Annotated in this window: 23 protein-coding genes; 4 read left to right on the top strand and 19 right to left on the bottom strand. The window is 61.9% G+C overall.

The features are described 5' to 3' along the window. The first annotated feature begins 293 nt into the window (after window positions 1-293). Window positions 294-5,216 carry a DUF4082 domain-containing protein gene (locus tag M1D89_RS11185; RefSeq protein WP_498650537.1) on the top strand — a complete coding sequence of 1,641 codons (4,923 nt, stop codon included), beginning with the start codon at window positions 294-296 and terminating at the stop codon, window positions 5,214-5,216. Between the two features lie 150 nt (window positions 5,217-5,366). Here the strand turns inward: M1D89_RS11185 and M1D89_RS11180 are convergent, their stop codons facing one another. The 9 genes from M1D89_RS11180 to coaD all read right to left on the bottom strand — a co-directional run bounded on the left by M1D89_RS11180 (window position 5,367) and on the right by coaD (window position 11,772). Continuing rightward, window positions 5,367-6,395 carry a TolB family protein gene (locus tag M1D89_RS11180; protein ID WP_498650535.1) on the bottom strand — a complete coding sequence of 343 codons (1,029 nt, stop codon included), beginning with the start codon at window positions 6,393-6,395 and terminating at the stop codon, window positions 5,367-5,369. Next, window positions 6,392-7,624 (bottom strand): MFS transporter, encoded by a 1,233-nt coding sequence (locus tag M1D89_RS11175; protein WP_498650943.1) that lies wholly within the window; start codon window positions 7,622-7,624, stop codon window positions 6,392-6,394. Before M1D89_RS11175 ends, M1D89_RS11180 begins: the two co-directional genes overlap by 4 nt. 80 nt (window positions 7,625-7,704) lie before the next feature. Continuing rightward, window positions 7,705-8,439 (bottom strand): hypothetical protein, encoded by a 735-nt coding sequence (locus M1D89_RS11170; RefSeq protein WP_498650533.1) that lies wholly within the window; start codon window positions 8,437-8,439, stop codon window positions 7,705-7,707. Further along, on the bottom strand, window positions 8,436-8,573 hold the full coding sequence (locus M1D89_RS11165; RefSeq protein WP_498650531.1) for a hypothetical protein: 138 nt from the start codon (window positions 8,571-8,573) through the stop codon (window positions 8,436-8,438). Before M1D89_RS11165 ends, M1D89_RS11170 begins: the two co-directional genes overlap by 4 nt. Window positions 8,574-8,619: 46 nt before the next feature. Then, window positions 8,620-9,600: a bifunctional DNA-formamidopyrimidine glycosylase/DNA-(apurinic or apyrimidinic site) lyase gene (gene mutM / locus M1D89_RS11160; RefSeq protein WP_498650530.1), complete on the bottom strand. Its 981-nt coding sequence runs from the start codon at window positions 9,598-9,600 to the stop codon at window positions 8,620-8,622. Between the two features lie 6 nt (window positions 9,601-9,606). Beyond that, window positions 9,607-10,317, bottom strand: coding sequence for a ribonuclease III (rnc, locus tag M1D89_RS11155; RefSeq protein ID WP_498650528.1), 711 nt, complete (start codon window positions 10,315-10,317; stop codon window positions 9,607-9,609). A gap of 23 nt (window positions 10,318-10,340) precedes the next feature. Further along, window positions 10,341-10,544 carry a 50S ribosomal protein L32 gene (gene rpmF, locus M1D89_RS11150; protein ID WP_011775139.1) on the bottom strand — a complete coding sequence of 68 codons (204 nt, stop codon included), beginning with the start codon at window positions 10,542-10,544 and terminating at the stop codon, window positions 10,341-10,343. 33 nt (window positions 10,545-10,577) lie between these two features. Beyond that, window positions 10,578-11,105: a YceD family protein gene (locus tag M1D89_RS11145; RefSeq protein ID WP_017199628.1), complete on the bottom strand. Its 528-nt coding sequence runs from the start codon at window positions 11,103-11,105 to the stop codon at window positions 10,578-10,580. Between the two features lie 166 nt (window positions 11,106-11,271). After that, on the bottom strand, window positions 11,272-11,772 hold the full coding sequence (gene coaD / locus M1D89_RS11140) for a pantetheine-phosphate adenylyltransferase (protein WP_498650525.1): 501 nt from the start codon (window positions 11,770-11,772) through the stop codon (window positions 11,272-11,274). Window positions 11,773-11,849: 77 nt separating this feature from the next. Between coaD and M1D89_RS11135 the strand changes: the two genes are divergently transcribed. Continuing rightward, window positions 11,850-13,073, top strand: a complete 1,224-nt coding sequence (locus M1D89_RS11135) for an aminotransferase class I/II-fold pyridoxal phosphate-dependent enzyme (protein WP_498650523.1) — start codon at window positions 11,850-11,852, stop codon at window positions 13,071-13,073. Next, window positions 13,070-13,864, top strand: coding sequence for a spermidine synthase (locus tag M1D89_RS11130; protein WP_498650942.1), 795 nt, complete (start codon window positions 13,070-13,072; stop codon window positions 13,862-13,864). The genes M1D89_RS11135 and M1D89_RS11130 overlap by 4 nt, the downstream gene beginning before the upstream one ends. A gap of 12 nt (window positions 13,865-13,876) precedes the next feature. Here the strand turns inward: M1D89_RS11130 and rsmD are convergent, their stop codons facing one another. The 4 genes from rsmD to thiL are packed head-to-tail and all read right to left on the bottom strand — an operon-like array spanning window position 13,877 to window position 18,834. Next, window positions 13,877-14,443: a 16S rRNA (guanine(966)-N(2))-methyltransferase RsmD gene (gene rsmD / locus M1D89_RS11125; RefSeq protein WP_498650521.1), complete on the bottom strand. Its 567-nt coding sequence runs from the start codon at window positions 14,441-14,443 to the stop codon at window positions 13,877-13,879. 33 nt (window positions 14,444-14,476) lie between these two features. Beyond that, complete coding sequence (locus M1D89_RS11120) at window positions 14,477-16,732, bottom strand: ATP-dependent DNA helicase RecG (protein WP_498650519.1); 2,256 nt, start codon at window positions 16,730-16,732, stop codon at window positions 14,477-14,479. Next, complete coding sequence (locus M1D89_RS11115) at window positions 16,722-17,798, bottom strand: DAK2 domain-containing protein (protein ID WP_498650517.1); 1,077 nt, start codon at window positions 17,796-17,798, stop codon at window positions 16,722-16,724. Before M1D89_RS11115 ends, M1D89_RS11120 begins: the two co-directional genes overlap by 11 nt. Window positions 17,799-17,820: 22 nt before the next feature. Beyond that, window positions 17,821-18,834 (bottom strand): thiamine-phosphate kinase, encoded by a 1,014-nt coding sequence (thiL, locus tag M1D89_RS11110; RefSeq protein ID WP_498650514.1) that lies wholly within the window; start codon window positions 18,832-18,834, stop codon window positions 17,821-17,823. A gap of 169 nt (window positions 18,835-19,003) precedes the next feature. Between thiL and M1D89_RS11105 the strand changes: the two genes are divergently transcribed. Then, window positions 19,004-19,513 (top strand): DUF3515 family protein, encoded by a 510-nt coding sequence (locus tag M1D89_RS11105; RefSeq protein WP_498650512.1) that lies wholly within the window; start codon window positions 19,004-19,006, stop codon window positions 19,511-19,513. 4 nt (window positions 19,514-19,517) lie between these two features. Here M1D89_RS11105 and M1D89_RS11100 read toward each other — a convergent pair whose 3' ends face one another. From M1D89_RS11100 to leuC, 6 genes are all read right to left on the bottom strand, one after another. Beyond that, window positions 19,518-20,654 carry a D-alanine--D-alanine ligase family protein gene (locus M1D89_RS11100; protein ID WP_498650510.1) on the bottom strand — a complete coding sequence of 379 codons (1,137 nt, stop codon included), beginning with the start codon at window positions 20,652-20,654 and terminating at the stop codon, window positions 19,518-19,520. Continuing rightward, on the bottom strand, window positions 20,654-21,706 hold the full coding sequence (locus tag M1D89_RS11095; RefSeq protein WP_498650508.1) for an NAD(P)H-dependent glycerol-3-phosphate dehydrogenase: 1,053 nt from the start codon (window positions 21,704-21,706) through the stop codon (window positions 20,654-20,656). Before M1D89_RS11095 ends, M1D89_RS11100 begins: the two co-directional genes overlap by 1 nt. Further along, window positions 21,703-22,476 carry a lysophospholipid acyltransferase family protein gene (locus tag M1D89_RS11090; protein WP_498650506.1) on the bottom strand — a complete coding sequence of 258 codons (774 nt, stop codon included), beginning with the start codon at window positions 22,474-22,476 and terminating at the stop codon, window positions 21,703-21,705. Before M1D89_RS11090 ends, M1D89_RS11095 begins: the two co-directional genes overlap by 4 nt. 11 nt (window positions 22,477-22,487) lie before the next feature. Further along, window positions 22,488-23,813 (bottom strand): UDP-N-acetylglucosamine 1-carboxyvinyltransferase, encoded by a 1,326-nt coding sequence (gene murA, locus M1D89_RS11085; RefSeq protein WP_017199616.1) that lies wholly within the window; start codon window positions 23,811-23,813, stop codon window positions 22,488-22,490. A 208-nt stretch (window positions 23,814-24,021) separates the two neighbouring features. Further along, on the bottom strand, window positions 24,022-24,630 hold the full coding sequence (leuD, locus tag M1D89_RS11080) for a 3-isopropylmalate dehydratase small subunit (protein ID WP_402933435.1): 609 nt from the start codon (window positions 24,628-24,630) through the stop codon (window positions 24,022-24,024). A gap of 9 nt (window positions 24,631-24,639) precedes the next feature. Continuing rightward, entirely contained in the window at window positions 24,640-26,091 is a 1,452-nt protein-coding gene (gene leuC, locus M1D89_RS11075; RefSeq protein ID WP_498650503.1) for a 3-isopropylmalate dehydratase large subunit, read from the bottom strand. Window positions 26,092-26,100: the final 9 nt, after the last annotated feature.

The following is a 26,100-nucleotide window of genomic DNA, read 5'->3' as shown; positions in this document are numbered from 1 at the left end:
GTTTGTGCGAAATCCGCGGATCTGAAGGCGTAAGCCCTTGCGGGCGGCAAGCCACCCCCCTACACTCCTGCCAAGGGTTACTTGGCGGATTCGTTCCTGTGATCCGGCTTCGGCTTGAACTTCTGTTCGGTCATTGCCGGATCCGGTCCCGATCTTCGGAACATCCATCCGTGGCAATCCTGAGCTTTATAACTGAAGATCTTGGTTTGACCCTGGCTGGGGAGCGGCAAGCAGGGGCTGCGCTTAATGCGTGGCCCCGTCTTAGCAATCGGCGTACCACTCCAGGAGTTCTCATGCCCGGTCCTTCAGCTACCCAACCACAGCGGGTCTTCAAAGGGTTTCTTGTGCCCTTGGTGCTTGCCATGGTGGCAGCCCTGCTGCCCCTTACAGCACCAGCAGCCGTTGCGGCAGGGCCCTGCGACCCTGTGGTAAACCCTGTGGTCTGCGAGAACTCCAAACCGGGCAGTCCACCATCGGAGTGGGACATCCTTGGAGCCGGGGATGACAGTATTCAAGGCTTCTCCACCGAGATCAGCGTCAATGCCGGCCAGCCCATCCGCTTCAAGGTGGCCACGAATGCGCCGAGCTACACCATAGGTATCTATCGCACCGGCTGGTACGGCGGCAACGGAGCGCGCAAGATCGCGGACGTAGTGCCGTCGGTCCTGCGCCAGAACCAACCTGCCTGCCGGAGCGACCTCGCCACTGAGCTGTACGACTGCGGCACATGGGGTGTGTCGGCAACGTGGCAAGTACCGGCAACAGCAGTATCAGGTGTTTATGTCGCCCTGCTGACAAGGCCTGATACTGGCGGCCAAAGCCACATAACGTTTGTGGTACGCCAGGACGCCAGCCGCTCGGACGTGGTCTTCCAAACCAGTGACACCACATGGCAGGCCTACAACACGTATGGAGGCTCCAGCTTCTATGAGGGCGGTGACAACGGCAGGGCCTACAAGATCAGCTATAACCGGCCCATGAACAGCCGCGGCGGGCCAGACGGCAGGGACTTTTACTTCGCCAACGAATACCCGATGGTCCGTTTCCTGGAGCAAAACGGCTACGACGTCAGCTACATCAGCGGGCTCGATACCGACCGCAGCGGGAGTTTGCTGCTCAATCACAAGGTGTTCCTGTCCGTGGGACACGATGAATACTGGTCCGGCCCGCAGCGCGCCAACGTGGCAGCGGCCCGCGATGCGGGCGTCAACCTGCAGTTCCTGTCCGGCAACGAGATGTACTGGAGGACCCGTTTCGAACCCTCAATCGTGGATGGCGCTGCCGGGCGCACGCTGACCTCCTACAAGGAGACTTGGTCCAACGGCAAGATCGACCCCAGTCCACAGTGGACAGGCACTTGGCGGGACCCGCGTTTCGCATCACAGGCCAACGGCGGCGGACTCCCGGAGAACGGGCTGACTGGAACCCTGTACATGTCCAACTACTCCGACCTTCCCGTGACCGTCAGCTCCGAGGAAGGCAAGACCCGGCTATGGCGCAATACCACCCTGGCTTCCCTGCCGGCAGGCTCGTCGGCGGCGCTGGCTCCCCACACGGTGGGCTATGAGTCAAACGAGGACATCGATAACGGCTTCCGTCCGGCGGGCCTCATCCGCCTGTCCACAACGGTAGGCAGCGTAGCCGAATATCTTCAGGACTACGGGAACACCGTGAAGCCGGGAACCACCACCCATAACGTCACGCTGTATCGCGCTGCCAGCGGGGCTTTGGTGTTCTCAGCCGGCAGCGTGCAATGGACCTGGGGTCTGGACCAGGAACACGACGGCAACGGGGCTCCGGCGGATCCGAGGATGCGCCAAGCCCAAGTCAACCTTCTTGCCGACATGGGGGCACAGCCGGCTTCGCGGGCAGCAGGCCTCGTGGCCGCTGCCGCCAGCAGCGACCGGACAGCGCCAACTGTTGCTGTTACCGCCCCGGCGAATGGGGCCACCATCCCCCACGGCACCAAGGTCACCGTCAGCGGTACCGCCGCCGACACTGGCGGCGTGGTTGCCGGCGTCGAGGTTTCCACGGACGGCGGCAGCACCTGGCACCCTGCCGTGGGAAAGCAGAACTGGACCTACAGTTACATACAGCAAGGTCTGGCAACTGCCTCCATCCAAGTCCGGGCGGTTGACGACAGCGCCAACATTGGAACTCCGACCACCCGTAACCTCGTATTGAGCGGACCGTACAGCGTGTTCGGCCAGACGGTTCCTGCGATCCAGGACTCCGGCGACGGTGGCGCCTACGAAATGGGGCTACGCTTCACTCCCTCAGTGGACGGATTCATCACCGGCGTCCGCTTCTACAAGAGCACGGCAAACACAGGAACGCATACGGGCTCACTCTGGAGCTCCTCCGGCGAGCGCCTTGCCACGGCCACATTTACCAACGAGACTGCCAGCGGCTGGCAGAGCACGCTGTTCAGCCAGCCCGTAGCGGTCGCCGCCGGACAGAAGTACACGGTCTCGTATTGGGCTCCACGGGGGCACTATGCCACCAAGGACTTCCAATGGGCCAGCTTCGGGTCCACTGCGGCCCCACTGACGGTGGCGGGTGGCTTCGGTGCTGAACCGGCGGGGGTGTACAGCACCTCCCAGAGTTTCCCGACCACCAGCTTCAACGGGGGCAACTACTTCGCTGACGCCATCTTCAGCACCGTTGACAATTCCCCAATGACGGTGTCCGGGCACTCCCCGATCCCGTCGTCGTCAAGCGTCGCGGTCGCCACGAAGGTCAGCGCGGTGTTCTCCAAGCCCGTCACCGCCGCGAGCGTTCAGTTGACGTTGCGGTCTGCCGCCGGCCCCGTGGCCGGAACCACAACCTACGACGCTGCTACCCGTCGCGCCACGTTCACGCCGTCGTCGCAGCTGGCGTTCAGTACGCAATACACGGCGACTCTCGCTGGTACCGACACGGTAGGCGGCCAGGTAACCTCAGGCGGAACCTGGACGTTCACCACGGCATCCACTGTGCCCGTACCCGGTTCCTGCCCCTGCAGTCTTTACGACGACAGCGTGACCCCAGGGATTGCCGAGATCCGTGATGGCGTTCCGCTGACCTTGGGTGTGCGGTTCTCGAGTGTTTCGGCAGGCGAGGTCACGGGCATCCGCTTCTACAAGTCAGCCGGCAACACCGGCACGCACACGGGCGCCCTCTACACGGCCACAGGCCAGCAATTGGCAACAGTTACCTTCGCCAATGAGAGCAGCTCCGGATGGCAGACAGCAATGTTCAGCCAGCCCGTCCAGATTGCTGCGAACACTGAATACATTGCGTCCTACAAGTCACCCACGGGCGCCTACTCGGCCACGTCAAACGGCTTTGGGTCAGGTATGAGCGTTGGCCCCCTGAGGACCGTCCCGGACGCGGGTGCGTACACATACAGTGGTGATTTCCCTGGTTCGAGGTCGTCCGCGAGCTACTTGGTGGACGTGGTGGTCATGGTTTCAGCACCGCCGTTCACCGTAGGCGGACATAACCCCATCCCTAACGCCTCCAGCGTCCCACTGAACTCGACTGTGAGCGCAGTCCTTTCCGAGGCCGCAGTTGCTTCAAGCGTCGGCCTGTCCGTCAAGACTGCCGCCGGCGTCGCGGTTTCGGGAACCGCCGCCTACGACACGGCAACGCGCAAGGTCACGTTCACTCCGGCGGCCCCCTTGGCGGCCGGTACAACATACACGGCAACAGTGACTGCGACGGCGGCGTCCGGACAACCGATGTCGGCCGGTGGTACCTGGCAGTTCACCACTGTCCCGCCAGCCAGCACGCCTGGTTCGTGCCCCTGTACCTTGTTCGAGGACACAGTGACGCCGACCACCGTTGAAGTCAATGATGGAGTGCCTTTGACGTTGGGTGTCCGGTTCACCAGTGACACCGCCGGCCAAGTAACCGGCGTGCGCTTCTACAAGTCAGCGGGGAACACCGGAACACACACCGGATACCTCTACACGGCGGCCGGCCAGGTTTTGGCTACCGTCACTTTCACCAATGAATCCAGCACCGGCTGGCAGACGGCCACCTTCAGCCAACCGGTGAACATCCAGGCTGACACGGAGTACGTAGCCGCTTACAAGACGCCGACAGGTAAGTACTCATACACGGCCGGAGGATTCGGAGAAGGCTTCACCAGGGGGCCACTGAAGACGGAACCGGATTCCGGGTCTTACTCCTACAGCGGCGACTTCCCGAACACCGCTTCCACGGCAAGCTACCTCGTGGATTTGGTATTCACCGTTGCGGCACCGCCATTGAGCATGGTGGCGCAGGTGCCGGCTCCCGGTGCAACGGCCATTCCGACTGACGTGAAACCGTCAATCACGTTCTCCACTGCGATAAAACCCGGTGCCTCGTTCACCTTGACCGCGAACGGCTCATCCGTGGCCGGGACGGCTGCCTTGTCCGCCGACGCCAAGACCATCACCTTCACGCCGACGGCTGCCCTGCCAGGCAACACGGTGATTTCCGCCAGCGTCTCAGGTGTGGCAACTCCACAAGGGCAGACGCTGCCCCCGAGCAATTGGCAATTCACCACGGCCGCCCCGACCATGCAACAATCCACGATCTTTGGATCGCTGGTGCCACAGGTGGCCGCAAACTCCGACTTCCTAGCTGTGGAACTCGGTACTGCCTTCACAGTCTCCCAAGCGGGAAATGTGACCGGTATCCGCTTCTACAAGGGGACCGGTAACACTGGAACCCATGTGGGCTCACTCTGGAATGCGGCCGGCACCCGTCTGGCTCAGGTAACCTTCACCAACGAGACGGCAACGGGCTGGCAAACCGCCACCTTGGCCACACCAGTGGCACTGGCGACAGGCCAAACGTACGTGGTGTCCTACCGGGCACCGAACGGCCGCTACTCCTCAACGCAGGGATTCTTCAACCAGACGTGGACGAGCGGGGTCTTTACGGCTACTGGGCCGAACAATGGCCGTTACCGGTACGGATCCGGCGGTGTGATGCCAACCAACTCCTGGAACGCCACGAACTACTTTGTTGACGTGGTGTACTCCACGGCGGCGCCGGCCCAGCAGCAGGCTGCACCTTCAGCCACAGCTACTCCGACCGCAACCGTGGCGCCGTCACCAACAGCGACGGCGACTCCGACGGCGACTCCGACGGCGACTGCCACCCCCAGCCCGACCCCAAGTCCCACGCCTAGTCCCACCCAAACCGGCGGGCTTCTCTGCGGGCTGCTACGGGCCTGCTGACGGCCAGCTGCTAGCGGCTACTTCCGCTGGTGTCCGACCCCCGAACTCCGGGCCGGACGCCAGCGGTTCCACGTGCCAGCGGTTCCACGTAGCAGCCGATTTCGAGTCCAGTACATTCAGCTGCGGACTGCATTCAGCGGACCACCACAATCAGCGGACGACGCTGGGCGACCACCCATGGGAGATAAACAGGCTCGGCTGGGAGGTCGGGTCCGTTCCGAGTTTCCATATGTTGCTGTCACCATTGCCGCCATCGGCCGCCAAGCCATAGAGCAGGTTCTGGTTATCCAGCCATTCGATCTGGTCATCAACGCTGCGCTTCTCGGAGAGCACGGTTTGTTGTCCCGTAGCGAGCTCAAGCACTGCGACCTTCCAGTGCGCGGCCAGCGCACCGCCGTCGTTCTTCTTAAACGCGATCCGCGTGCCGTCAGGCGAGATGGACGGACACTCAACATTGTCGTGAATGGCGGTCAGGGTCTTCGCGGACAGGCTCCCCCGAACCAGCCAGATACGTCCGGAAGAAGCGGCCGTTGCGTAGAAAACATCGCTCTGGCCAGGTGCGAATGTCACACCCCAAATATTCCTGTCCGTGGCAAGAAGCCGCTCGCCGTTCACCATCAGGGCGAAGTCCTCGAGGTTACCCGATGTGCCTTCCGGAAGGCTGATCTCGGTGGCGGTGGAGAAGCCTGCCGTGGCGTAGGAGTGGCCCGAGACGAACACAGTGGTGGCAATCATGGATCCATCCGGGCTGATGCGGGTCCTGCTGGGTATTCCCGGGACCGGCCATGCCCTTTGCTGCTCCCAGTTGCGGTCCAGGACAGCAGCTTCAAACGCCGTCACCAGTCCACGGTTTGTCTTCAGGCAGACCACCTTCTCGGACGTTCCGTACACTCGGTCGCACTCCTGCCCGCTGACAGCCCGGGCGCCATCGGGAGATGCCAACGGAACAGTGGCGGCGTTTCCGTAGCCTTGGCCCGATGCTGTGTTGCGAAACAGGACGAAGGGGCCCGCTGGAAGCGGCTGGCTCGCCATGATGCCCACGGAGGAAGCCGCAGTGCGGCTTTCTTCAAAACGCTGGTAGGCTCCCACCGCATATATACCGGCCGCCACCAAGACGAGTGCCGTGACGGCGAGGAGGGCACCCCACCGCAGCTTGCCTTCAGCGAGCGCGCCGCTCATACCGCGTTGCTCGAGTTATCCGGGTCCCCTGCCGGTGCAACCCGTGCGCCACGCAGGATGAAGGCCACAGCCAGGACAGCACCAGCGAGCAATCCACCCGCCACCAGCATGGCCGTTGGGGCACCCACCGCATACCAGAGAAAACCAAAACCTGCCGATGCCAACATCCGGGTTAGTGCCACTACTGTCTGCGCGGACGCGATGCCCGTAGCAAGTTTTCCCGGAGGTGTCAGCTGACTGGCCAAGGCCGCCAGCACACCGTCGGTGGCTGCGTAGAACGCCCCCAGGAGGATCAGGCAACCCACGGTCGCCCACAGCCCTCCAAAAGGTGCCGCCGCGAGAAGGTACGTTGCCAGCAGTGCAATATGCCCACCAACGAACACCGGGATTTTTCCCACCCGGTCAGCCAGCCGTCCCAGCGGAATGGCGAACGCCAGAAACACCACGTTTGTGCCTACGAACAACAGCGGAAACCACTGGACCGCGAAGGAATCCCGCGCCTGCAGCACGAGATAGATGAAGCCGTCGCCAATGGTCACCAGGCCCAGCAACCCGGCTGCGATCAGGAGCTTACCCAGCCCGGGTTCCTTCAGGTGAGACCAGGAGAAAGCGAAAAGACGGCGACCTTCACGTTCCCCCGTGCCCTTAAGGCCATGTGCCTTAATGTCAGGCACCACCAAGGCGAGGACGGCAACACCGATGACGGCGAACGCCAGCGACACCACAAATACTGTGCTGAAACCGTTGGGAATCATCAACAACACAAAGAAGGCGATCAACGGCCCGGCTGCGGCGCCGATGTTGTCGAGCATGCGATGCACGCCAAACGAACGGGCCAGGTGTTCAGGCTGTGCTGAAACTGAAATGAGGGCGTCCCGCGGTGCCGTGCGGATGCCTTTGCCGATCCTGTCCCCGGTAACTATTGCCGCAATTGCCCAGAACCCGCCCGCGAAGAGGAAACCGATCCGGGCAAGCATTGATAAGCCGTAGCCGGCCAAAGCTATCCGTTTGGGGTGGCCGCTGCGATCGGCAGCCCAGCCGGCCGCGATCCTGACGATTGCACTGGCCCCTTGGTTGATGCCGTCGATGAACCCGAAGGCAATGGTGGACAGACCCAGGAAACCAGTCACGTACAACGGGAGGATCGCGGTGACCGATTCCGAGGAAACATCGGTCACCATACTCACAATGCCCAGCCACAGAATGACCGGAGACAAACGGAACGGCACTTCGCTCGATAGTGCCGTTCGTGTTCCCTCCGGCTTGTCCCGTTTGCCGCGGTCCGAGAGTGAAATGTACATCGCTGCCCCTAGTCCGCCGCCGTGTGCAGGCTGCCCAAAAGCTGGAAGCGTGAGTTTCCTGTACCTGTCGTCGAGACTGAAACCGTGACAGTGTCCGTGCCTCGCACGAATCGTTCGGCCAGCGCGTCGTCAGCGGCCGGCGCAGCCTCGGACCAGAACCCGTGGGCAACCAACGACTGACGGAAGGACGCCAAGACCTCTGCTTGTGGCTTGGCAATGATGCCATCAGCAGCCACCTGGAGGACATCACCCGACGTCGACACTGACGTGGAACCGATCGTTGTTCCCTCGGGCAACGTCAGAATGTCGGCAGGCCACCCGTCAACCACTCCACCGGCTGCGCTGCCGGGCTCAGGCAAGGTGGTGACCAATGGTGCGGGGGCAGATGGTTGAGGCAGCCCTGTTGGGGTGGCAGTCACCGGCGGCAGAACTTCGAGCGGCTTGGCAGTGGACGGGCCACCATCACCCTCCCCACTGTTGCCTGCGCTGCCGTCACCATTGCCGCTTCCTTCAGTCCCCGACGCCGGGCTGCCGGGCTGAGGATCGCCGTTTGGATCTCCCGCGCCGCCAGGGGTCGCTCCCCCGGACGGAGTGATGCTGGAGCCAGCGCTCGGAGCGGAAGTGGAAGTGCTTTGGGCAGCAGACGGCCCTGGCTTCCCGGCCATCTGGTCCAAAACTATGGCGACGGCGGCGATCAGCACAGCAAGGCAAATGCCCGCGATGACCAACCGCCGCGCCATCATGGCATACCCGGGGTGACTGGGTTGCCGAAAGGTTGGGAGGCACTTTCACGAAGGAGAGCGGATAGAACTGACGCCACCCGCATCGTGGTGGCGTTGATCTTTGCGATGGCGATCCGAAGCGCCAAGCTGTTCATGGGGACAGTCTGCCATTGCGATCCCGATTCCGGAACAGTTTCGGGGCTACCAACGTCCATTCCGTGGCCGCGGTTGGCATACAGGGCAGGTATAGGAGGAGCGGTTCATGAACTGTTCCCGTTTCATGATGCTGTGCAGGCCTATCGCCTCGCAGCGAACGCACAATTCACCAGCGCGTCCGTAGGCGTTGAGCGACCGGGCGAAGTACCCGGAATCGCCGTTGACATTGACATAAAGCGAGTCGAAACTAGTCCCTCCCGCTGCAAGGGCAGCGTTCATGACGTCTTTTACGGCTTCTACCAGCCGTTCAGCATCCGCGCGGCGAAGTGTATCCGTGGCTCTGGCGTAATGGAGCCGGGCGCGCCACAAGGCTTCGTCTGCATAGATGTTGCCGATGCCGGATATGACCGACTGGTCCAGCAGAGCCCGCTTAAGGCCGGTTTTACGGCCCCGGAGCTTGCGGTAGAACGCGTCGAACGAGAAGTGGGGGTCAAGCGGATCCCTGGCAATGTGCGATGCTTCTTCCGCGATCTCCGGCAGGGGTGTTTCACCCAAGCCGCCAAGGCCGCCGTCGACAGTTGGCACCAGGGACGTCACGAACAGGCCGCCGAAAATTCTTTGGTCCACGAACCGCAGCTGCTCAGGCATGCCATCAACGTGACTGAGCCTGATCCTGACTTTGAGGTGCTTTTCATCCGGCACTTCAGGGTCCTGCATCAGCAGTTGGCCACTCATTCCCAGATGCGCCATCAGCGCCACTTTCGGGAGATCTTCCCTGTGGTCCGGCGCTATTCCGGGGTCGGTTTCGGGCGAGCCGGACATGGCCAGGGGCATCCAAAGGAATTTCCCCCGCCGCACGACGTCCATCACAGTGGCTTGCTCAAGATTCCCGATGAAGTCTTCGGTTCCGAGTATGTGTCGTCGGATCGAGCGCGGATCGACGACGTCCACGCCGGTGATTGTCCGGCCACGGACCCAACGGGCCAAGCCGCGGCGGACTACCTCTACTTCGGGAAGTTCAGGCATCCGGGTTCAGGAGGAGGCAGGACCGGCAGTAGTGGAATCCAGGGCGGTCAGAGCACGCCAGGCATCAGCGGCGGCTTCCTGCTCCGCTTCTTTCTTGGAGTGGCCCGAGCCCCGACCGTAGGGAGTTCCGCCGATGTTCAGTACTGCCTCGAACGTCCGGGCATGGTCCGGCCCTGAACCTTCAACAGCATAGTGAATGGCGCCCAGCTGCCGGCTGGCCGTAAGTTCCTGGATGCTCGTCTTCCAGTCAGTTCCCGCCCCAAGTGCGCCTGCATCCTTGAGGAGCGGTCCTACCAGGCGCATGACCAGTTGGCGTGCGGTCTCGATATCGTTCGAGAGATACGTGGCCCCGATCAGGGCTTCCATGGTGTCAGCCAGGATGGAGGCCTTGTTCTTGCCATCGGTTAGCTTCTCGCCTTGCCCGAGGTAAATAAACTCGCCCACGCCGATTTGCCGGCCAATCCCGGCCAGCGCGCGCGTACTGACGACGGCGGAGCGTCGCTTTGCGAGCTCACCTTCCGGCAGCGAGGGGTTCTCACGGTAAAGAGAATCAGTCACGGAGAATCCCAGGATGGAGTCGCCAAGGAACTCGAGGCGCTCGTTGGTGGGAATCCCGCCGTTCTCATACGCGTATGAGCGATGTGTCAGAGCAAGACGAAGCGTCTCGGTGTCAATCGAGACACCGAGACGCTTCAGAAGCTCTTCAGTTGAAGACATCCTTAGTCAGCCTGTACGGCAGATTAGGCGTCTGCGACCTTGCGGCCCTTGTATTCAAGGAACAGCGCGGTGCCAGCAGAGTCAGTGACGACCTTTGCCTGGTGCGGCAGGCTGTAGGTAACCTGACCGTTTTCGATGGTCTTGACCAAGTTGGGGGCAGTTGCCTTCCACTGGGCACGGCGGGCGCGTGTATTTGCGCGAGACATTTTCCGCTTGGGAACAGCCACGGCTATCTCATTTCTCTCTTAGACGAACACTTACTAATCGGTTTGCCGGTCAGTCTTAGCCAGATCAGCTAGGGCAGCCCAGCGAGGGTCAATGACCTCGTGGTGGTGCCCCGGCTCGTCTTCCAGGCGCGCTCCACATTCGGAACACAGGCCCTGGCAGTCTTCCCGGCACACCGGCTGGAACGGCAGCATAGTGACAACTGCGTCCCGCAACACCGGCTCAAGATCGATTAGATCGTACTCGACTCGACGTTGCTCTTCATCGTCTTCTTCACCTGAAAGCTCAACACCTTCATAGAAGAAAAGTTCTTGCACATTGACCTCAAGGTCATACGCAAGGGGATCCAGGCATCGACCGCATTCGCCGGTTACTTCGACGACTACGGTTCCGGATACCAGAATTCCTTCGTGTACGGCCTCAAGACGAAGATCCAGCTCGATATCCGAGCCTTCCTTTACGCCAATGAGCGCCACACCAAGGTCACTTGGCGCAGGTACATGCTCGTTGAGTGTCCGCATGGTCCCTGGACTACGTCCAAGGTCCTTGACTACCAGCGCCAAGGGCGAACTTGCATCTCGCTTAATGAGAACTCCTGTAGAACATATGACCGACGTACCATCTTAGCCTGATCACGCTTGAGGACTCAAACCGACGCCGGGCGCGCGTGAATGCGCGGTGGTTTCAGCTTGGGGAACTCTACGCGAAGGCGCAAGGTACCCGACAAGCCTACCCCTTGCGCGGCGGTTCTGTTGGCGGCTCGCCAGCAAGGAGCCTCTTCAGCACCGATTTGGGGACGAAATCGGAGATATCTCCACCGAGGACGTTGACCTCTTTTATCAAGGTGGAGGAAAGGTGCACGTAATGCGCTTCCGCAGGCAGGAAGACCGTTTCGATACCGGCCAACTGGCGGTTCATGGTGGCCATGGGCAACTCGTAGTCAAAGTCCGACGATGAACGAAGGCCTTTGACTATGGCTGAGATACCGCGGTGGCGGCAGTACTCCGCCAGCAGGCCTTCACCCATCGGCTCAACGATGATGCCGCGCAAAGAGGCCAATGTTTCCCGCGCCATCTCCATTCGGTCCTCAAGACTGAACCTGTACTTCTTGGCGTAGTTGGTGGACACTGCCACGATGACTTCGTCGAACAGGCCGGCGGCCCGGGCGATGACTTCGAGATGTCCATTGTGGATGGGGTCAAAGGATCCAGGGCATACCGCGCGTCTCATGAGACGAACCTACCCCATGGCTTTGCCGGGATACCATGTCTGACATGGCATCCGCAGGCAGCAATTCTTCCCTAGATATGAGCGCGGGCACCAGCGCAGGTACCAACTTAACACCATGGCAGCGGGCGGCCATGGGAGCCAACCTGCTCTCCCCCGAAGGAACGCTGGGAGTGACCATTTTCGAGGAGATGACCACCCTGGCACTGTCCACTGGTGCCATCAACCTCGGACAGGGTTTTCCCGATGAAGACGGCCCCGCGGAAATCAAAGCGGCAGCCCAGTCCGCCATCGCCGCGGGAGCCAACCAATATGCGCCCGGCAAAGGCGTTCCGGCGTTGAGGGAAGCCATTGCCGAGCACCAGCAGCGCTTTTACGGGCTGAACCCGGATCCCGATACTGAAGTCCTTGTCACAACCGGCGCAACAGAGGCGATCGCAGCGACGCTGCTCGCCTTCATCCAGCCCGGCGACGAAGTGCTGACCTTAGAACCCTTTTACGACTCGTACGGGGCCATTATCAGCATGGCCGGAGCCAAACACGTCACCGCTCCCCTGCTGGCCCCCGATTTCCTTCCCGACCTCGCGACGTTGGAAAACTCCTTCAGCACCCGCACCAGAGTTGTCCTCCTGAACAACCCACACAATCCCACAGGCGCCGTCTTTCCGGAATCCGTCTTGAGCGTGATTGTTGAACTGGCCGCGAAGTACGGCGCCATCATCGTCAGCGATGAAGTCTACGAGCACCTCACATTCGGCGTACCGCACCTACCGATTACGTCGCTCCCTGGCGCTGCCGAACGCACCATCACCATTTCCTCCGCCGGAAAGACGTTTTCCTTCACCGGCTGGAAAATCGGCTGGCTCACTGGTCCGGCACACCTGGTGGCGGCAGTGCGAACGGTGAAGCAGTTCCTGACCTATAGTTCAGGCACCCCGTTCCAGAGCGCCATCGCAGTGGGCCTTGGCCTCCCCGATGAGTTCTATACAGGCATCGCCGATCAACTGCGCCGCAAACGGGACATTCTCGCCCAAGGCCTCCGGGCCGCCGGCTTCGGCGTCTACAACCCAAGCGGCACCTACTTCATCAACGTGGACACAGCACCGCTGGGCATCCGCGACTCCGTTGACCTCGCGAGGCGCCTGCCAGGGCTTGTAGGCGTGGCAGCCATCCCGGTCCCGGTGTTCTGCCATCCGGAGGGAGCCGAGCGTACGCGAAGCCTGCTGCGTTTCGCCTTCTGCAAGAAGACCGGCGTCCTGCAGGAAGCCGCCGAACGCCTCGCCACCCTGAAGGACCGGCTCTGAACGCCAGAGGCTCCGGCCAGCACCAGGCAACACGCTTCCTCCGAACCACGGGTCAGCACGCCACCATCGGGAAAGACACCCTCGTTGAGGGCGGCTTCATCCTCAGCATTGGCGGCGCCGAACAATCGCACGTGAACCTGGCCGATCCCACGGAGATCTTCTACGAGTACCTTCGCAGGATCGGGCACGTGGTGGACTTGGCTGCAGAACCCGGAAAACCCATCAGCGCCCTGCATTTGGGCGCCGGCGCCCTCACCTTGGCGCGGTACATCCAAGCCACCCGTCCGGGCTCGGAGCAATACGCTGTTGAGCTTGAGCGTGAGCTCTTGGACTTCGTACTTCAGAAGCTGCCTATGCCTGACGGCGCCACGTTGACCACTCACATCGGCGACGCCCGCGACGCGCTGGCGGAGCTTCCCGCGGAGGTGATGTTCGACGTCGTGATTCTCGATATCTTCTCCGGGCCGGAGGCCCCTGCCCATATTGCCTGCCGGGAATTCTATGAGGAAGCAGCAGGTAGGCTTCGGCCGGATGGGGTGTTGATCGTCAATGTGGGCGACGAACCTGCGCTGACGCTCGTCCGTAGCCAAGTGGCAGCGCTGCGCCAGGCCATGCCGGACGTCGCCGCCTTCGCTGAGACGGGAATGTTCGCTGGCCGCTACCCGGGCAACATCGTCCTTGTAGGCACATGCAAACCGTGGTCTCCGGACTGGACAGCGCAACTGCTGGCGCGCGGTCCCCATCCCGCCACCGTCCTCACGGGCGTGGAGCTGGACAGTATTACGGGCTGACGAGTCGGTCCGCTAGGCCGGCTCAGCGAACCACAGCTTGGTCTCGCCATACTTCTTGTCGGCGAAACATTCCAAGGCATCGGGCCACTCAGGCTCAGGGCTCCGCGAACTCCGCTCCACCACAACAACGGCCGCATCGTCCAAATGCGGCCCCAACTTTGTCAGCACAGCACTTAAGGCAGGCTCGTCCAATGGATAGGGCGGATCAAGGAAGACGAGATCCCACAGATCCCCTTCACCCGCACGCTCCAGGAATGACTCCACCTTGGATCGATGGACTGAGACCCTTTTCCCCCCCAGGAGTTGGTTCACCAAATCCGCATTGCGCTGGCAGACATCGCTTGCCTTGGCATCGAACTCCACCAGATCCACAGTCCGGGCCCCTCGGCTGGCACTTTCGATGCCCAGGGATCCAGAGCCTGCATAAAGGTCCAGTACCCGGGCATCGTCAATGACCGCCAAGGATTCCAAACGGGAAAAGAGCGCCTCCTTGACCCTGTCCGTGGTGGGACGTGTGGCTGTTCCGGGGACGCTGGCCAGCGGGTTCCCGCCACCAACCCCGGCGATGATCCGGCTCACAGGGATTCCCCCTGAACGCGCTTCAATGGATCTCTAACCGCGTTCAAGGAACGCCTCCTTCTCCGGGTTCAAATATTCATCTATTGCGGCGGCAAGTGCCGGCTGTTGTTGCAGGGCAGGGTCTTCCGACACCAGGCCTTGGGCGTCGGTACGTGCGCGGGCAATGACGTCTTCGTGTTCAAGTACACGGAGCAACTTCAGGGTGGAGCGTCCACCGGATTGCGAAGCACCAAGAATGTCGCCTTCACGGCGGAGTTTCAAGTCTTCCTGGGACAGCTCAAAACCATCGGTCGTTGAGGCAACGGCATCAAGCCGGCGACGACTCGGGTGACCGGGTTCCAGCGTGGTCACAAGCAGGCAAGTGCCGGGCAAACCTCCACGGCCTACCCGCCCACGCAACTGGTGGAGCTGTGAGATTCCAAAGCGGTCGGCATCGAGAATCACCATGAGGGTGGCGTTGTGGACATCGACGCCCACCTCAATGACGGTGGTGGACACCAGCACTTTGGTGTTGTTGGAGGCGAACGAAGCCATCGTCTCTGACTTCACCTGCGGATCCTGCCGCCCATGGAGCGGCGCCACCGGGACGCCAGCCAGGGCCGGCTCCTGCAGGAGGCTTTCGACGACGGCGGTCACCGAGGCGAGTTCCCGCGCCGGGCCTTCGTCCGCCAGGTCGGCTTCGCTGGGTTCCGCTTCGCCCGGACTGAAGTCACCGTCGTCGTCCGAGCCGATCTTGGGGCACACCACATAAACCTGGTGTCCCGAATCGACTTCTTCGCGGGAACGTTTCCAAATACGGTCCACCCAGCCGGGATTCTCCGCGAGCCCCACCACGTGGGTTGAAATAGGCGCACGCCCGGCCGGAAGCTCATCAAGGATGGAGGTCTCAAGGTCACCGAATACCGTCATGGCAACCGTGCGGGGAATCGGTGTGGCTGTCATAACCAACAAGTGCGGAGGCCGCTGCGCCTTGGCCCGGAGCGCATCGCGCTGCTCCACGCCAAAGCGGTGCTGCTCATCAACCACGATCAGCCCGAGGTCTTGGAAGCTGGTTTTGTCGCTCAGCAAGGCGTGCGTGCCAATGACAATTCCCGCATTTCCGGAGGCCGCGTCCAGCATTGCTTGCTTCCGCGCAGCAGTGGGCATGGAACCTGTCAGGAGCGTCACTTGAACGGCTTCCTGAGTAGAGTCGCCGCCAAGCATGCCGGCACCGCCAAAGATGTGGTCGCGAGCGAGCGCACCCAACGTCTTGCGGATGGAGTGGAAGTGCTGGGCCGCCAGCACCTCCGTGGGCGCCAGGAGTGCTGCCTGGCCACCTGCGTCCACTACCTGCAACATGGCCCGCAGGGCGACGATCGTCTTTCCCGAGCCCACTTCACCCTGCAGCAGCCGGTTCATGGGAGTGTCGCGCCCGAGCTCTTCAGCCAGCGTCTTTCCGACGGCGGATTGGCCGGCAGTCAGGGTAAAGGGCAGGTTTTGATCAAACTTAGTGAGCAAACCTCCCACGCGCGGGCGGCGCGCGGTGGCTTCTTCTGCAGCAAGCTGCGCGCGCCGGCGTGCCAGGGCCGTTTGCAGCACCAGGGCTTCCTGATACCGGAAACGTTCCTGAGCTCGTTGCCAATCCTTGGCAACCCCGGGTGAGTGGATCAAGCGGTAGGCCTCAGCGACACTGAGCAGGCCGTCCCTTCGGACGATGCTTGCCGGAAGCGGGTCTTCCAAAGAATCAAGGTCCATGGTTTGGATCAAGGAAGTGATCACTTTGTGGATAGACCAACTGGTCAGCTTGGCCGTCGCCGGGTAGACGGGGATGGGCATGGCTGCGAGCTTTTCGGGATCCACGGAACCCTCAGCCTCAGGGTCCTCGTCCAGCAGCAGAAAGTCCGGGTTGGTCAAGCCGAGGGCTCCGCCGTAGCGGGTCACCTTGCCTGAAAACATGGCCCGACGACCGGCCAGGAGTTCTGCCTTTGCCCGGAACCCGTTGAAGAAGCTGACCTTCAACGTACCTGGGACACCGCTACCTCCAGCCTCGTCCGTCACCACCACATCGGTGATCGAACCACGGCGGGCCCTCATCTGGCGGGTGCTGTTGGACAGCACCCGGGCAATCAGCGTGACCTCTTCATCCAGCGGAAGCTTACTGATGGGCGTCAACTCACCGCGGTTCAAGTACCTGCGAGGAAAGTAGTTCAGCAAGGCTCCGGCCGTTTTTAAGCCTAAGTGCTTGTCTATGACGGCCGCGGACCGCTTGCCGATCCTGCGTTCGAGGAGCAGGTCCAGCTCAGTATTCATGCCGTGACTGGCCTGAGACATTGAGAGCTTCACTGATGCTGGCGGATTCGCTGCCGGCGGGTTCTTGTGTGGCAGCCGGGTCCTGCACGTCATCACGGGGAATTGCCAACTGGCTTACTGCTATATCAGTCGGTTCTCCCAGCGAACGAATGAAGGCAACGGCCGGCTCCGGGTCGGCGACGTGGACATGGACGCGCCAACGGTAGCTGACTTCCACACTGGATTCGTCGTCATCATCTGCGCCTTGGGCACCGCCAACTTGGCTCATGATGACGGAATCGCCCATCTCGTCCAGGCGTTGCCGAAGGATGGCCGCGTTCAGGGGCGACAAGTTGATGGTGCACATGACTTCCACGCCGTCATCTGCCGGCATGTGCTCATGGATGTGGGGATCCTGCAATTTGTAACCGTGGAGGCCATCAAGCAGCTCCTCCTGGAGTTCCTCACCCAGGACGGCGGCCCGGAGGCAATCCAGCACCAGCAGCATCCCCACACCCCCTGCATCCACAACATGTGCTTCATGGAGTTGTGCGAGCTCATCCTCTGTCCGGACGACGGCTTGGTAGGCGGCCTCCACCACTGCGTCGAGCGAGAGCCCCAATGCATGGTTGCTGTCGTCGCCACTTTGGGATGCGTCCACGGCTTGAGCGGCATGAGCGGCCGCTTCCAAAACCGAAAGCATGGTGCCTGCCACAGGTTCACTCAGGGCAGACCAGGCACGGATCTGCGCCCTGTTCAGCGCGGTGGCCAGCAGGGGTGCGCTGAGGCGGGTTTTTCCGGCCAATGGCTCTGCCGCGGCGCACAGAAACACAGCAAAGAGTGTGCCCGAATTGCCCCGGGCTTGCTCCATGGCTGCCTGCCCGGCACGGGACAGTACGGCGCCGACGTCGTTGCCGGTTTCAGTGGAGTCCGGCGCAGTTCCGCCAAGGGCAGCGACAGCTGCCCGAACAGTGAGATAAAGGTTGGTTCCGGTATCACCGTCCGCGACAGGGAAGATGTTGATCGCATTGAGACGGTCGCTGTGGTTGCCGAGGACCACCTCCGCCTTGCCGAGCCAACGTTTCATGGCGTGTGCATTCGCGGCGATCTTAGTCTGCAAAGTGATCCCATCCAACGGTGTCAGCAGTTTGCCCGGCAATCCGGACGCCACTGCCTGGCGGCTCGACAACGGCTTGCACCGAGCCTATCGCAGTGAAGCCCTGCGGCAGCTGAATTCCTGCTGGGAACGTAGCGAGCAGACCGTGGTCCTCTCCCCCACCAAGCACCCACCGCATGGCTTCCCCTCCCAGAATGGCAGCTGCCGGTTCCAATGAGACTGTGTAAGTCTTCAAAGCAACGGGATCGAAATCGAGGACCACGTTGCTCGCCCCGGCCATGCGGTTGCCGTCACGCAGCAGGCCATCGGAGATGTCCATCATGGCCGTGGCACCCGCTCGCGCAGCCAGGGGTCCGGCGGCCAATGGTGGCGTTGGCCGGCATTGGTTGTCCACCAAGCTCCGCAACTCGGGAGACAGGTTGTGGAACGGAATGTCGCTTTCCAGCAGCGCCCAGCCCGCAGCTGCCCTTCCCAGCGTCCCTGAAACCGCCACGATGTCCCGGGGTTTGGCACCGGACCTCAGCACTGGCGCCACACCGGCAAGCGTTCCGACGACGGCGACGGTCACCGCCAGCTCGCGACCTCTTCCAAGGTCTCCGCCCGCCACCGAGCAATCCGCAGCACCCAAGCCAACAATTGCCGCAGTGAGCCCATCAGCAAACGCTTCAACCCATTCGACGGGCGTGTCGGGCGGCATGGTGAGGCTGACAACGAGACTCGTGGCGCTGCCGCCCATGGCGTTGATGTCACTGAGGTTTTGCGCTGCGGCCTTCCAGCCGACGTCGAATCCCGTGGTCCGGTAGCCGTTACGCCACTCAAGCCTGAAGTCCTGGTCCTGCGTTTGGGTGTCGATGGAGATGAGCGCCCTGCCATCCGGCACTGCTATCAGGGCGGCGTCATCACCGGGTCCCAGCAGGACTCCGGGGCTATGGTGAAGGCGCGGGAAAATCCGCGCGAGGAGCTCGGACTCCGACAGGTGTTGGACGGTCAACGGTTCTTCTGGCACTGCTGTCAACTCTTCTCTTGGCACGGCGCCCGTGTCTTCTCATGGCACCGCTCTACGCTATCGCGATCCACCGACAGAATAATGCGGCTCTCCGGAAGGCAGTTCCAGCGGGAATGTGACCCGGGCAACGCGAATCTGCCTGCCAGCGCTTGCGGGATAGGCTGGATAAATGCACCGAAAGACCCTTCCCCGGACCGCCCTGGCTATCGCCTTGGCCTCCGCCTCCGTCACGGCTTTATCGGCCTGCGCGCCAGCCGTAGACGTCACTGCAGCCTCCGACGCAGCCAATCCTGCCTGCGCGCCAATGATGGTGGCGCTGCCGGACCAGATCGGGGATGCTGCCCTCCGTAAAACGAACAGCCAGGCGACAGCTGCCTGGGGAGATCCTTCGCAGGTCATCCTCCGATGCGGAGTGAACGTTCCCGGACCCACCACGGACCGCTGTGTGAGCGTCAACGACATTGACTGGGTCATCAAGGAAGGCGATCCCGTTTACACCCTGACCACGTTCGGTCGCGAACCAGCCACCGAGATCTTGATAGATCCGGTCAAACTAGAGGCGGCGAACATCAGTTCAGCAACTGTCCTGACTGAGTTGGCAGCCGCGGTTGGCAAGATCAAGGCAACCGGAAAGTGCGTGGGCCAGGAAGATCTGCAGAACCTGCCATCCGCGCAGTAGTGCTTTAGCGCAGCCCCGTCTTGCGTGTCAGAGCCAGATGGATCAGTTCGTCGATCAAGTCCCCGTAAGCCAGCCCGGATGCCGCCCACATCTGCGGGTACATGCTCTTAGGCGTGAAGCCGGGCATCGTGTTGATCTCATTGATGATCAGCTCGCCGGTGGGGGTGTAGAAGAAATCCACACGGCTAAGGCCTTCCGCCCCGACGGCGTCAAAAGCGACGGCGGCGAGTTCACGCACGCGTGCGATTGCCTCGTCCGGCATGTCAGCCGGGCAACTCAGGGCGGCGGCGCCGTCCTCAACGTACTTGGCGGCAAAGTCATAGAACTGGTGCTCACCGGCAGCCACCGCGATCTCACCCGGCATGGAAGTACGGGGCGCAGCCGTGCCACGACCCTGAAGGACGGCGCACTCGATCTCGCGGCCCACGATGCCGGCTTCAATGACCAGCTTCAGGTCATGGCGGCGGGCTTCCTCGACGGCAGCGTCCAGCCCTTCCATCGAGTCGACCTTGGAGATACCCATGGACGAACCCGCGCGGGCAGGCTTGACGAACACAGGGTATCCGAGCTTGTCCACCCGCTTGCGGACAGCCTCGGCGTCCGTGGTCCATTCGCGGTCTGTGACAGCTACGTACGGTCCTACGCTCAGTCCGGCGGATTCAAACACCACCTTCATGAAATGCTTGTCCATCCCTACGGCCGAGGCCAGCACACCGGCGCCCACATAGCGGGTATCTGAGAGCTCAAGGAGGCCCTGGATGGTCCCGTCTTCGCCCCATGGCCCATGAAGCAGAGGGAAGACAACATCCACGGACCCCAGTTCTTGGGGAACGGCGTTGGGCTCGGTCACGATGAGCTGATGCTCACCACCCACTTCTGCCAAGGTGACGGTCCTGCCCGACGGCGCCACCTCGGGAAGCGCTGCCGAGCTCAAGGACCAGTCGCTGGTGTCGCCGGAGGCGAGTACCCATTGCCCGGACTTGGCGATGCCAATCGGTATGACCTCGTACTTGTCTTTGTCGATCGCCCCCATGACACCAGCTGCTGTGACACAGCTGACGGCATGTTCACTGGAGCGCCCCCCAAAGAGAATCGCTACACGGGGGCGGCCCGTCAAAGGGGTGGATTGGTCAGTCACCATCAGTAGTCGCCTTCGGACTTCAGTGCCCGGGCCAACAGTCGTGGCCCCAGGTCATCAACGGACATTCTGCCTTCAAGCACCGCCACAACGGCAGCCGTAATGGGCATTTCAACATTCAATTTGCCGGCCAGCTCGTGCACGGCGGGGCCGGATTTGATGCCCTCTGCCGTCTGCGTCATCTGTTCGGCCACTTGCTCGAGGGTGAGGCCTTCACCCAGCAACCGGCCAGCGGTGTGGTTGCGGGACAGGGCTGAGGAGCAAGTGGCAACAAGATCACCGAGCCCGGCAAGACCGGCCATGGTGTGGGCTTCTCCGCCAAGGGCCAGCGCAAGCCGGGACGTCTCAGCGAGTCCGCGTGTGATCACCGAAGCTTTGGTGTTGTCGCCCATCTGCCGGCCTTCACAAATGCCCACGGCAAGTGCAATCACATTCTTCACAATCCCGCCGATTTCGACCCCCACAACATCAGTGCTGGTGTACGGCCGGAAATAAGGCGCAGTGCAGCACAGAGCTATGGCAGCAGCAGTGTCTGCGTCGCTGCAGGCAACAACTGACGCTGTTGGTTGCTCCCTGGCGATCTCCATGGCCAGGTTAGGGCCCGACACGACTGCCACGCGGGGAGCTGGAAGACCCAGCTCCTGGGCGATGACTTCGCTCATCCGGGCGTCCGTGCCCAGTTCCAGGCCCTTCATCAAGGACACAACCACGGCATCGGGCGAAAGGAACGCCTTCCACTCCCCGAGCTGAGGCCGTAGCGACTGGGCAGGCACGGCGAGGACCACCAGGGTGGCATCCTTGAGCACCTCCTCCATATCCGTGGATGCTGTGACGGATGGTGGAAGCTCAATGTCCTTGAGGTACTGCTCATTGCGATGCGAAGAGTTGATCTGCTCCACGACTTCCGCCCGACGACCCCAGATCCGGATACTGCGTTCAGATCCGGTCGCCGTCGCGGCATCGGCCAGGACCTTCGCAAACGTGGTTCCCCACGAACCTGCACCCAAAACAGCCACGATATCCGGTGTGGAGACATTCGTTTCCACTGCAGTCATTTCCCGTCCTCCCCTTCGCGGGCATCAGGAGAACCACCTTGAATGAAGCGGCCGTGCTTGGACTGTTTGTGGACAGCCGGATCCCAGCGTTCAGCCGGGGCAGGTTCACCTCGAAGGGTTTCAAGGAGTTCCGTGATGGCAGCCATGATGACTTCAGTGGCCGCGGTCAGTGTTGCTCGGTCCAGCGGCCGTTCCCTGAACGCACTGAGATCAACGGGCTTGCCAATAAGTACGCGAACGGTTTTGCGCGGGAAGATATGGAACCGCTTGGCATACCGCGGGAAAACTTCTTGTGCACCCCAGTGCGCCATGGGCACCACAGGGGCTCCGGTCTGCAGCGCAAGTCTGGCGGCCCCGGTGTGGCCCTTCATCGGCCAAAGGTCGGGGTCACGGGTAAGGGTGCCCTCGGGGTAGATGATGATGGCACCACCGGCGTCCACCACCTCTTTGGCGACGTGAAGCGAGCGGTTCGCACCCGCCGTCGAGCGTTCAACCGGAATCTGCTTGGTGGCGTGCAAGAGCGCACCCAGGACGGGCACTTTGAAGAGGCCCGTCTTCGCGAGGAAGTGCGGTGGCCGCTTCTGGTTGTACACCATGTGTCCGATGACGATGGGGTCGATCTCGGTGCAGTGGTTTGGTACTGCGATGAATCCGCCGGGTGGAAGGTTCTCCACACCTTCCCACTTCTTGGCCATCAGGACATTCATCAACGGACGCGCCAGGCCCGCCAGCAGCATGAACGTTGCACGGCTCTTGGCCGATTCCTTCAAAGGAGCCCCCGCTACTTGGTGGTGGTGATATCGAAATCGGCGCCCAAGCCGGCCAGCTTCTCGGTAAAGCGCTCGTAACCGCGGTTGATGATGTCGATGCCCGTAACGCGTGACGTACCCGTAGCAGCCAGCGCTGCGATGAGGTGGCTGAAACCACCACGGAGGTCGGGGATGTCAATGTCGGTGCCCCGGAGCGGGGTGGGGCCTGAAATCACTGCTGAGTGCAGGAAGTTCCGCTGCCCGAACCGGCAGGGAACACTACCCAGGCACTCGCGGTGTACCTGAATGTTCGCACCCATCCGTGCAAGGGCTTCCGTGAATCCGAAACGGTTCTCATAGACAGTTTCGTGGACGATGGAAACGCCCTCGGCCTGAGTCAGGGCCACCACCAGCGGCTGCTGCCAGTCCGTCATGAAGCCCGGGTGGACATCCGTCTCCAGCACGAGCGGGGAGAGCTTCCCGCCCTGGTGGTAGAAGCGGATACCGTCATCGCCGATGTCCATTCCGCCACCAACTTTGCGGTAGGTATTCAGGAACGTCATCATGTCGCGCTGGGAAGCACCCTCAACAAAAATGTCGCCGCGGGTAACCAAGGCGGCAGAGGCCCAGGATGCGGATTCGTTGCGGTCCGGGAGTGCCCGGTGGTTGTAGCCCCGAAGGTCCTTGACGCCCTCAATCCGGATGGTCCGATCAGTCTGGACGCTGATAATGGCGCCCATCTTCTGCAGGACCGCAATGAGGTCGATGATCTCGGGTTCCGTGGCCGCGCCAATGAGTTCGGTGATGCCCTCGGCACGCGTTGCACTCAGAAGCACCTGCTCGGTGGCCCCCACCGATGGATACGGCAGCGAAATTTTGGCTCCATGCAGACCATTCGGGGCAGAAATGTGGATGCCGCCCGGGCGCTTTTCCACCACGGCGCCGAACTGCCGCAGGACGTTCAGGTGATAGTCGATGGGCCTGTCGCCGATCTTGCAGCCACCCAGATCCGGGATGAAAGCCTCGCCGATCGCGTGAATCAGCGGTCCGCACAGCAGGATGGGAATCCGCGAATCGCCGGCGTGCGCATCGATTGCCGTGCTGGAGGCCGTCTTTGCATCTTTGGGATCCAGGGTGAGGTCACCCGATACCGGGTCCTTCACAACAGTCACGCCGTGCAGCTGCAGCAGGCTGGTGACAACCTCGACGTCCTTGATTTCCGGCACGTTCCTCAGCACCGATGGTTCGCTGCCCAGCAACGCCGCCACCATGGCCTTAGGCACCAGGTTCTTGGCACCGCGAACGGTCACTCGCCCGGTCAACGGGACGCCACCGCGGATTGTCAGAACACTACTCATCTATACCGGTTTCCTCACGACTACTCGCCCCCCAAACTTACAAAGGCTCCAGCTAAGCATAGAAGCTCGCTTTACCGATCCGAAATGGAACCGCCCGACACCCCGCGTATCAGGCTTCCGTTGTTCGCGAATGAAAAAGGACCGGCAGACGCTCCCGAGGGAGGCCTGCCGGTCCGTTTATCCGCAGGTCGCGGCCTGAAAAGAGGGGCTATCGGGCATCAACTTTCGCCGGAAGCGTCTTCGGCTTGAACGATGGCCGCGTCGCCTCGTACGCCGTGATGTCTGACTCATGCTGGAGGGTCAGGCCGATGTCATCGAGGCCTTCCAGGAGGCGCCAACGGGTGTAATCGTCAATCTCGAACGGCGCTACCACGTTGCCGCATTCAACCGTCTTGGAGACCAGGTCAACCTTCACTTCGGTGCCCGGATGGTTTTCCAAGACCTTCCAGATCAGTTCAATGTCATCCTGCGCCACCTGGGCCGCCAACAGTCCCTGCTTACCGGAGTTGCCACGGAAAATATCGGCGAAGCGGGAGGACAGAACGGCTTTGAAACCATAGTCCTTCAACGCCCAAACGGCGTGTTCGCGGGATGACCCGGTACCGAAGTCAGGCCCAGCCACCAGCACGGAGCCGGCATTGAACGGGGCCTGGTTCAGGATGAAGGACTCGTCCTTCCGCCAAGCAGCGAACAAGGCGTCTTCGAAGCCAGTGCGCGTGATGCGCTTGAGGTACACAGCAGGGATGATCTGATCGGTGTCCACGTTGCTCTGACGCAGTGGAACGCCGATGCCGGTGTGGGTAGTGAATGCTTCCATGGGATCCTCCTAGACTGCGATTCCGGTCAGTGTGCCTGCCGCAGCGGACTCGAGGTCCGACGGCGAGCTCAGCGTGCCTCGGACAGCTGTAGCTGCCGCCACGACAGGCGAGACCAGGTGCGTGCGGCCGCCCTTGCCCTGGCGACCTTCAAAGTTGCGGTTGGACGTTGAGGCGCAACGCTCGCCCGGCTCCAACTGGTCCGGGTTCATGCCCAAGCACATGGAGCAACCGGCAAAACGCCATTCGGCACCGAAGTCCTTGAAGACCTTGTCCAGGCCTTCCGCCTCTGCCTCCAGACGGACACGGGCGGAACCCGGTACCACCAGCATGCGGACTTTGGGGTCCTTTTCGCGGCCACGAATGATGTCGGCAGCAGCGCGCAGATCCTCGATGCGTGAATTGGTGCAGGATCCCAGGAAGACGGTGTCCACGCGGATATCCTTCATGGGGGTACCGGCTTCCAAACCCATGTACTGCAGGGCACGCTCGGCAGCTGCCTTGGCATTTTCGTCGCCGAAGTCCTCCGGCGACGGTACCTTGGCAGACAGCGACACACCCTGGCCGGGGTTGGTTCCCCAGGTCACGAATGGCTCCAGCGTATCGGCGTCAAGGTCAACTTCGACGTCGAAGGTAGCGTCGGCGTCCGTGTTGAGCGTGTTCCAGTACTCGACGGCGGCATCCCAATCGGCGCCTTCCGGCGCGTGGGGGCGGCCCTGCATGTAGTCATACGTGGTCTGGTCCGGAGCCACCATGCCGGCGCGGGCACCGGCTTCGATGGACATGTTGCAAATGGTCATCCGAGCGTCCATCGACAACGCACGGATGGCAGAGCCACGGTATTCGAGAACATAACCTTGGCCGCCGCCTGTCCCGATCTTGGCGATGACGGCAAGAATGATGTCCTTGGCGGTGACGCCGGGACGCAGGGTGCCTTCAACATTAATGGCCATGGTCTTGAATGGCTTCAAAGACAGGGTTTGGGTGGCCATGACGTGCTCCACCTCGGACGTGCCGATTCCCATGGCCAACGCACCGAAGGCCCCATGGGTTGAAGTATGCGAGTCGCCGCAGACTACTGTCATGCCCGGCTGGGTCAACCCCAGCTGCGGCCCCACGACGTGCACGATCCCCTGTTCCTTGTCACCCAGGGAGTGCAGCCGGACGCCGAATTCCTTGCAGTTGGCGCGCAGTGTCTCAATCTGCGTGCGGCTGGTCAGGTCCGCAATTGGCTTGTCGATGTCCAGCGTGGGAGTGTTGTGGTCCTCCGTAGCAATGGTCAGGTCGACGCGACGCAGCGGCCGGCCAGCCAGGCGCAGGCCCTCAAACGCCTGCGGGGACGTCACTTCGTGGACGAGGTGCAGGTCGATGAAGAGAAGGTCTGGCTGGGCGTTGGCTCCTTCGCCCTCACCCTTGCGCACTACGTGCGCGTCCCAGACTTTCTCGGCCAGTGTCTTTCCCACGGCCTTGCT

Source organism: Arthrobacter sp. D3-18 (assembly GCF_054408525.1).
Note: the sequence above shows the minus strand (reverse complement) of the source record. Positions and strands in the feature narration are given on the sequence as shown.

What these genes read in the sequence shown, in the direction of transcription:
- coaD (WP_498650525.1), bottom strand. Translation starts at nt 11,772, where the DNA reads ATGAGACGCGCGGTATGCCCTGGATCCTTTGACCCCATCCACAATGGA.
- M1D89_RS11180 (WP_498650535.1), bottom strand. Translation starts at nt 6,395, where the DNA reads ATGAGCGGCGCGCTCGCTGAAGGCAAGCTGCGGTGGGGTGCCCTCCTC.
- M1D89_RS11115 (WP_498650517.1), bottom strand. Translation starts at nt 17,798, where the DNA reads ATGAAACGTTGGCTCGGCAAGGCGGAGGTGGTCCTCGGCAACCACAGC.
- leuD (WP_402933435.1), bottom strand. Translation starts at nt 24,630, where the DNA reads ATGGAAGCATTCACTACCCACACCGGCATCGGCGTTCCACTGCGTCAG.
- M1D89_RS11165 (WP_498650531.1), bottom strand. Translation starts at nt 8,573, where the DNA reads ATGAACAGCTTGGCGCTTCGGATCGCCATCGCAAAGATCAACGCCACC.
- M1D89_RS11135 (WP_498650523.1), top strand. Translation starts at nt 11,850, where the DNA reads ATGAGCGCGGGCACCAGCGCAGGTACCAACTTAACACCATGGCAGCGG.
- M1D89_RS11170 (WP_498650533.1), bottom strand. Translation starts at nt 8,439, where the DNA reads ATGATGGCGCGGCGGTTGGTCATCGCGGGCATTTGCCTTGCTGTGCTG.
- murA (WP_017199616.1), bottom strand. Translation starts at nt 23,813, where the DNA reads ATGAGTAGTGTTCTGACAATCCGCGGTGGCGTCCCGTTGACCGGGCGA.
- M1D89_RS11185 (WP_498650537.1), top strand. Translation starts at nt 294, where the DNA reads ATGCCCGGTCCTTCAGCTACCCAACCACAGCGGGTCTTCAAAGGGTTT.
- M1D89_RS11105 (WP_498650512.1), top strand. Translation starts at nt 19,004, where the DNA reads ATGCACCGAAAGACCCTTCCCCGGACCGCCCTGGCTATCGCCTTGGCC.
- M1D89_RS11100 (WP_498650510.1), bottom strand. Translation starts at nt 20,654, where the DNA reads ATGGTGACTGACCAATCCACCCCTTTGACGGGCCGCCCCCGTGTAGCG.
- M1D89_RS11120 (WP_498650519.1), bottom strand. Translation starts at nt 16,732, where the DNA reads ATGAATACTGAGCTGGACCTGCTCCTCGAACGCAGGATCGGCAAGCGG.
- M1D89_RS11095 (WP_498650508.1), bottom strand. Translation starts at nt 21,706, where the DNA reads ATGACTGCAGTGGAAACGAATGTCTCCACACCGGATATCGTGGCTGTT.
- mutM (WP_498650530.1), bottom strand. Translation starts at nt 9,600, where the DNA reads ATGCCTGAACTTCCCGAAGTAGAGGTAGTCCGCCGCGGCTTGGCCCGT.
- rnc (WP_498650528.1), bottom strand. Translation starts at nt 10,317, where the DNA reads ATGTCTTCAACTGAAGAGCTTCTGAAGCGTCTCGGTGTCTCGATTGAC.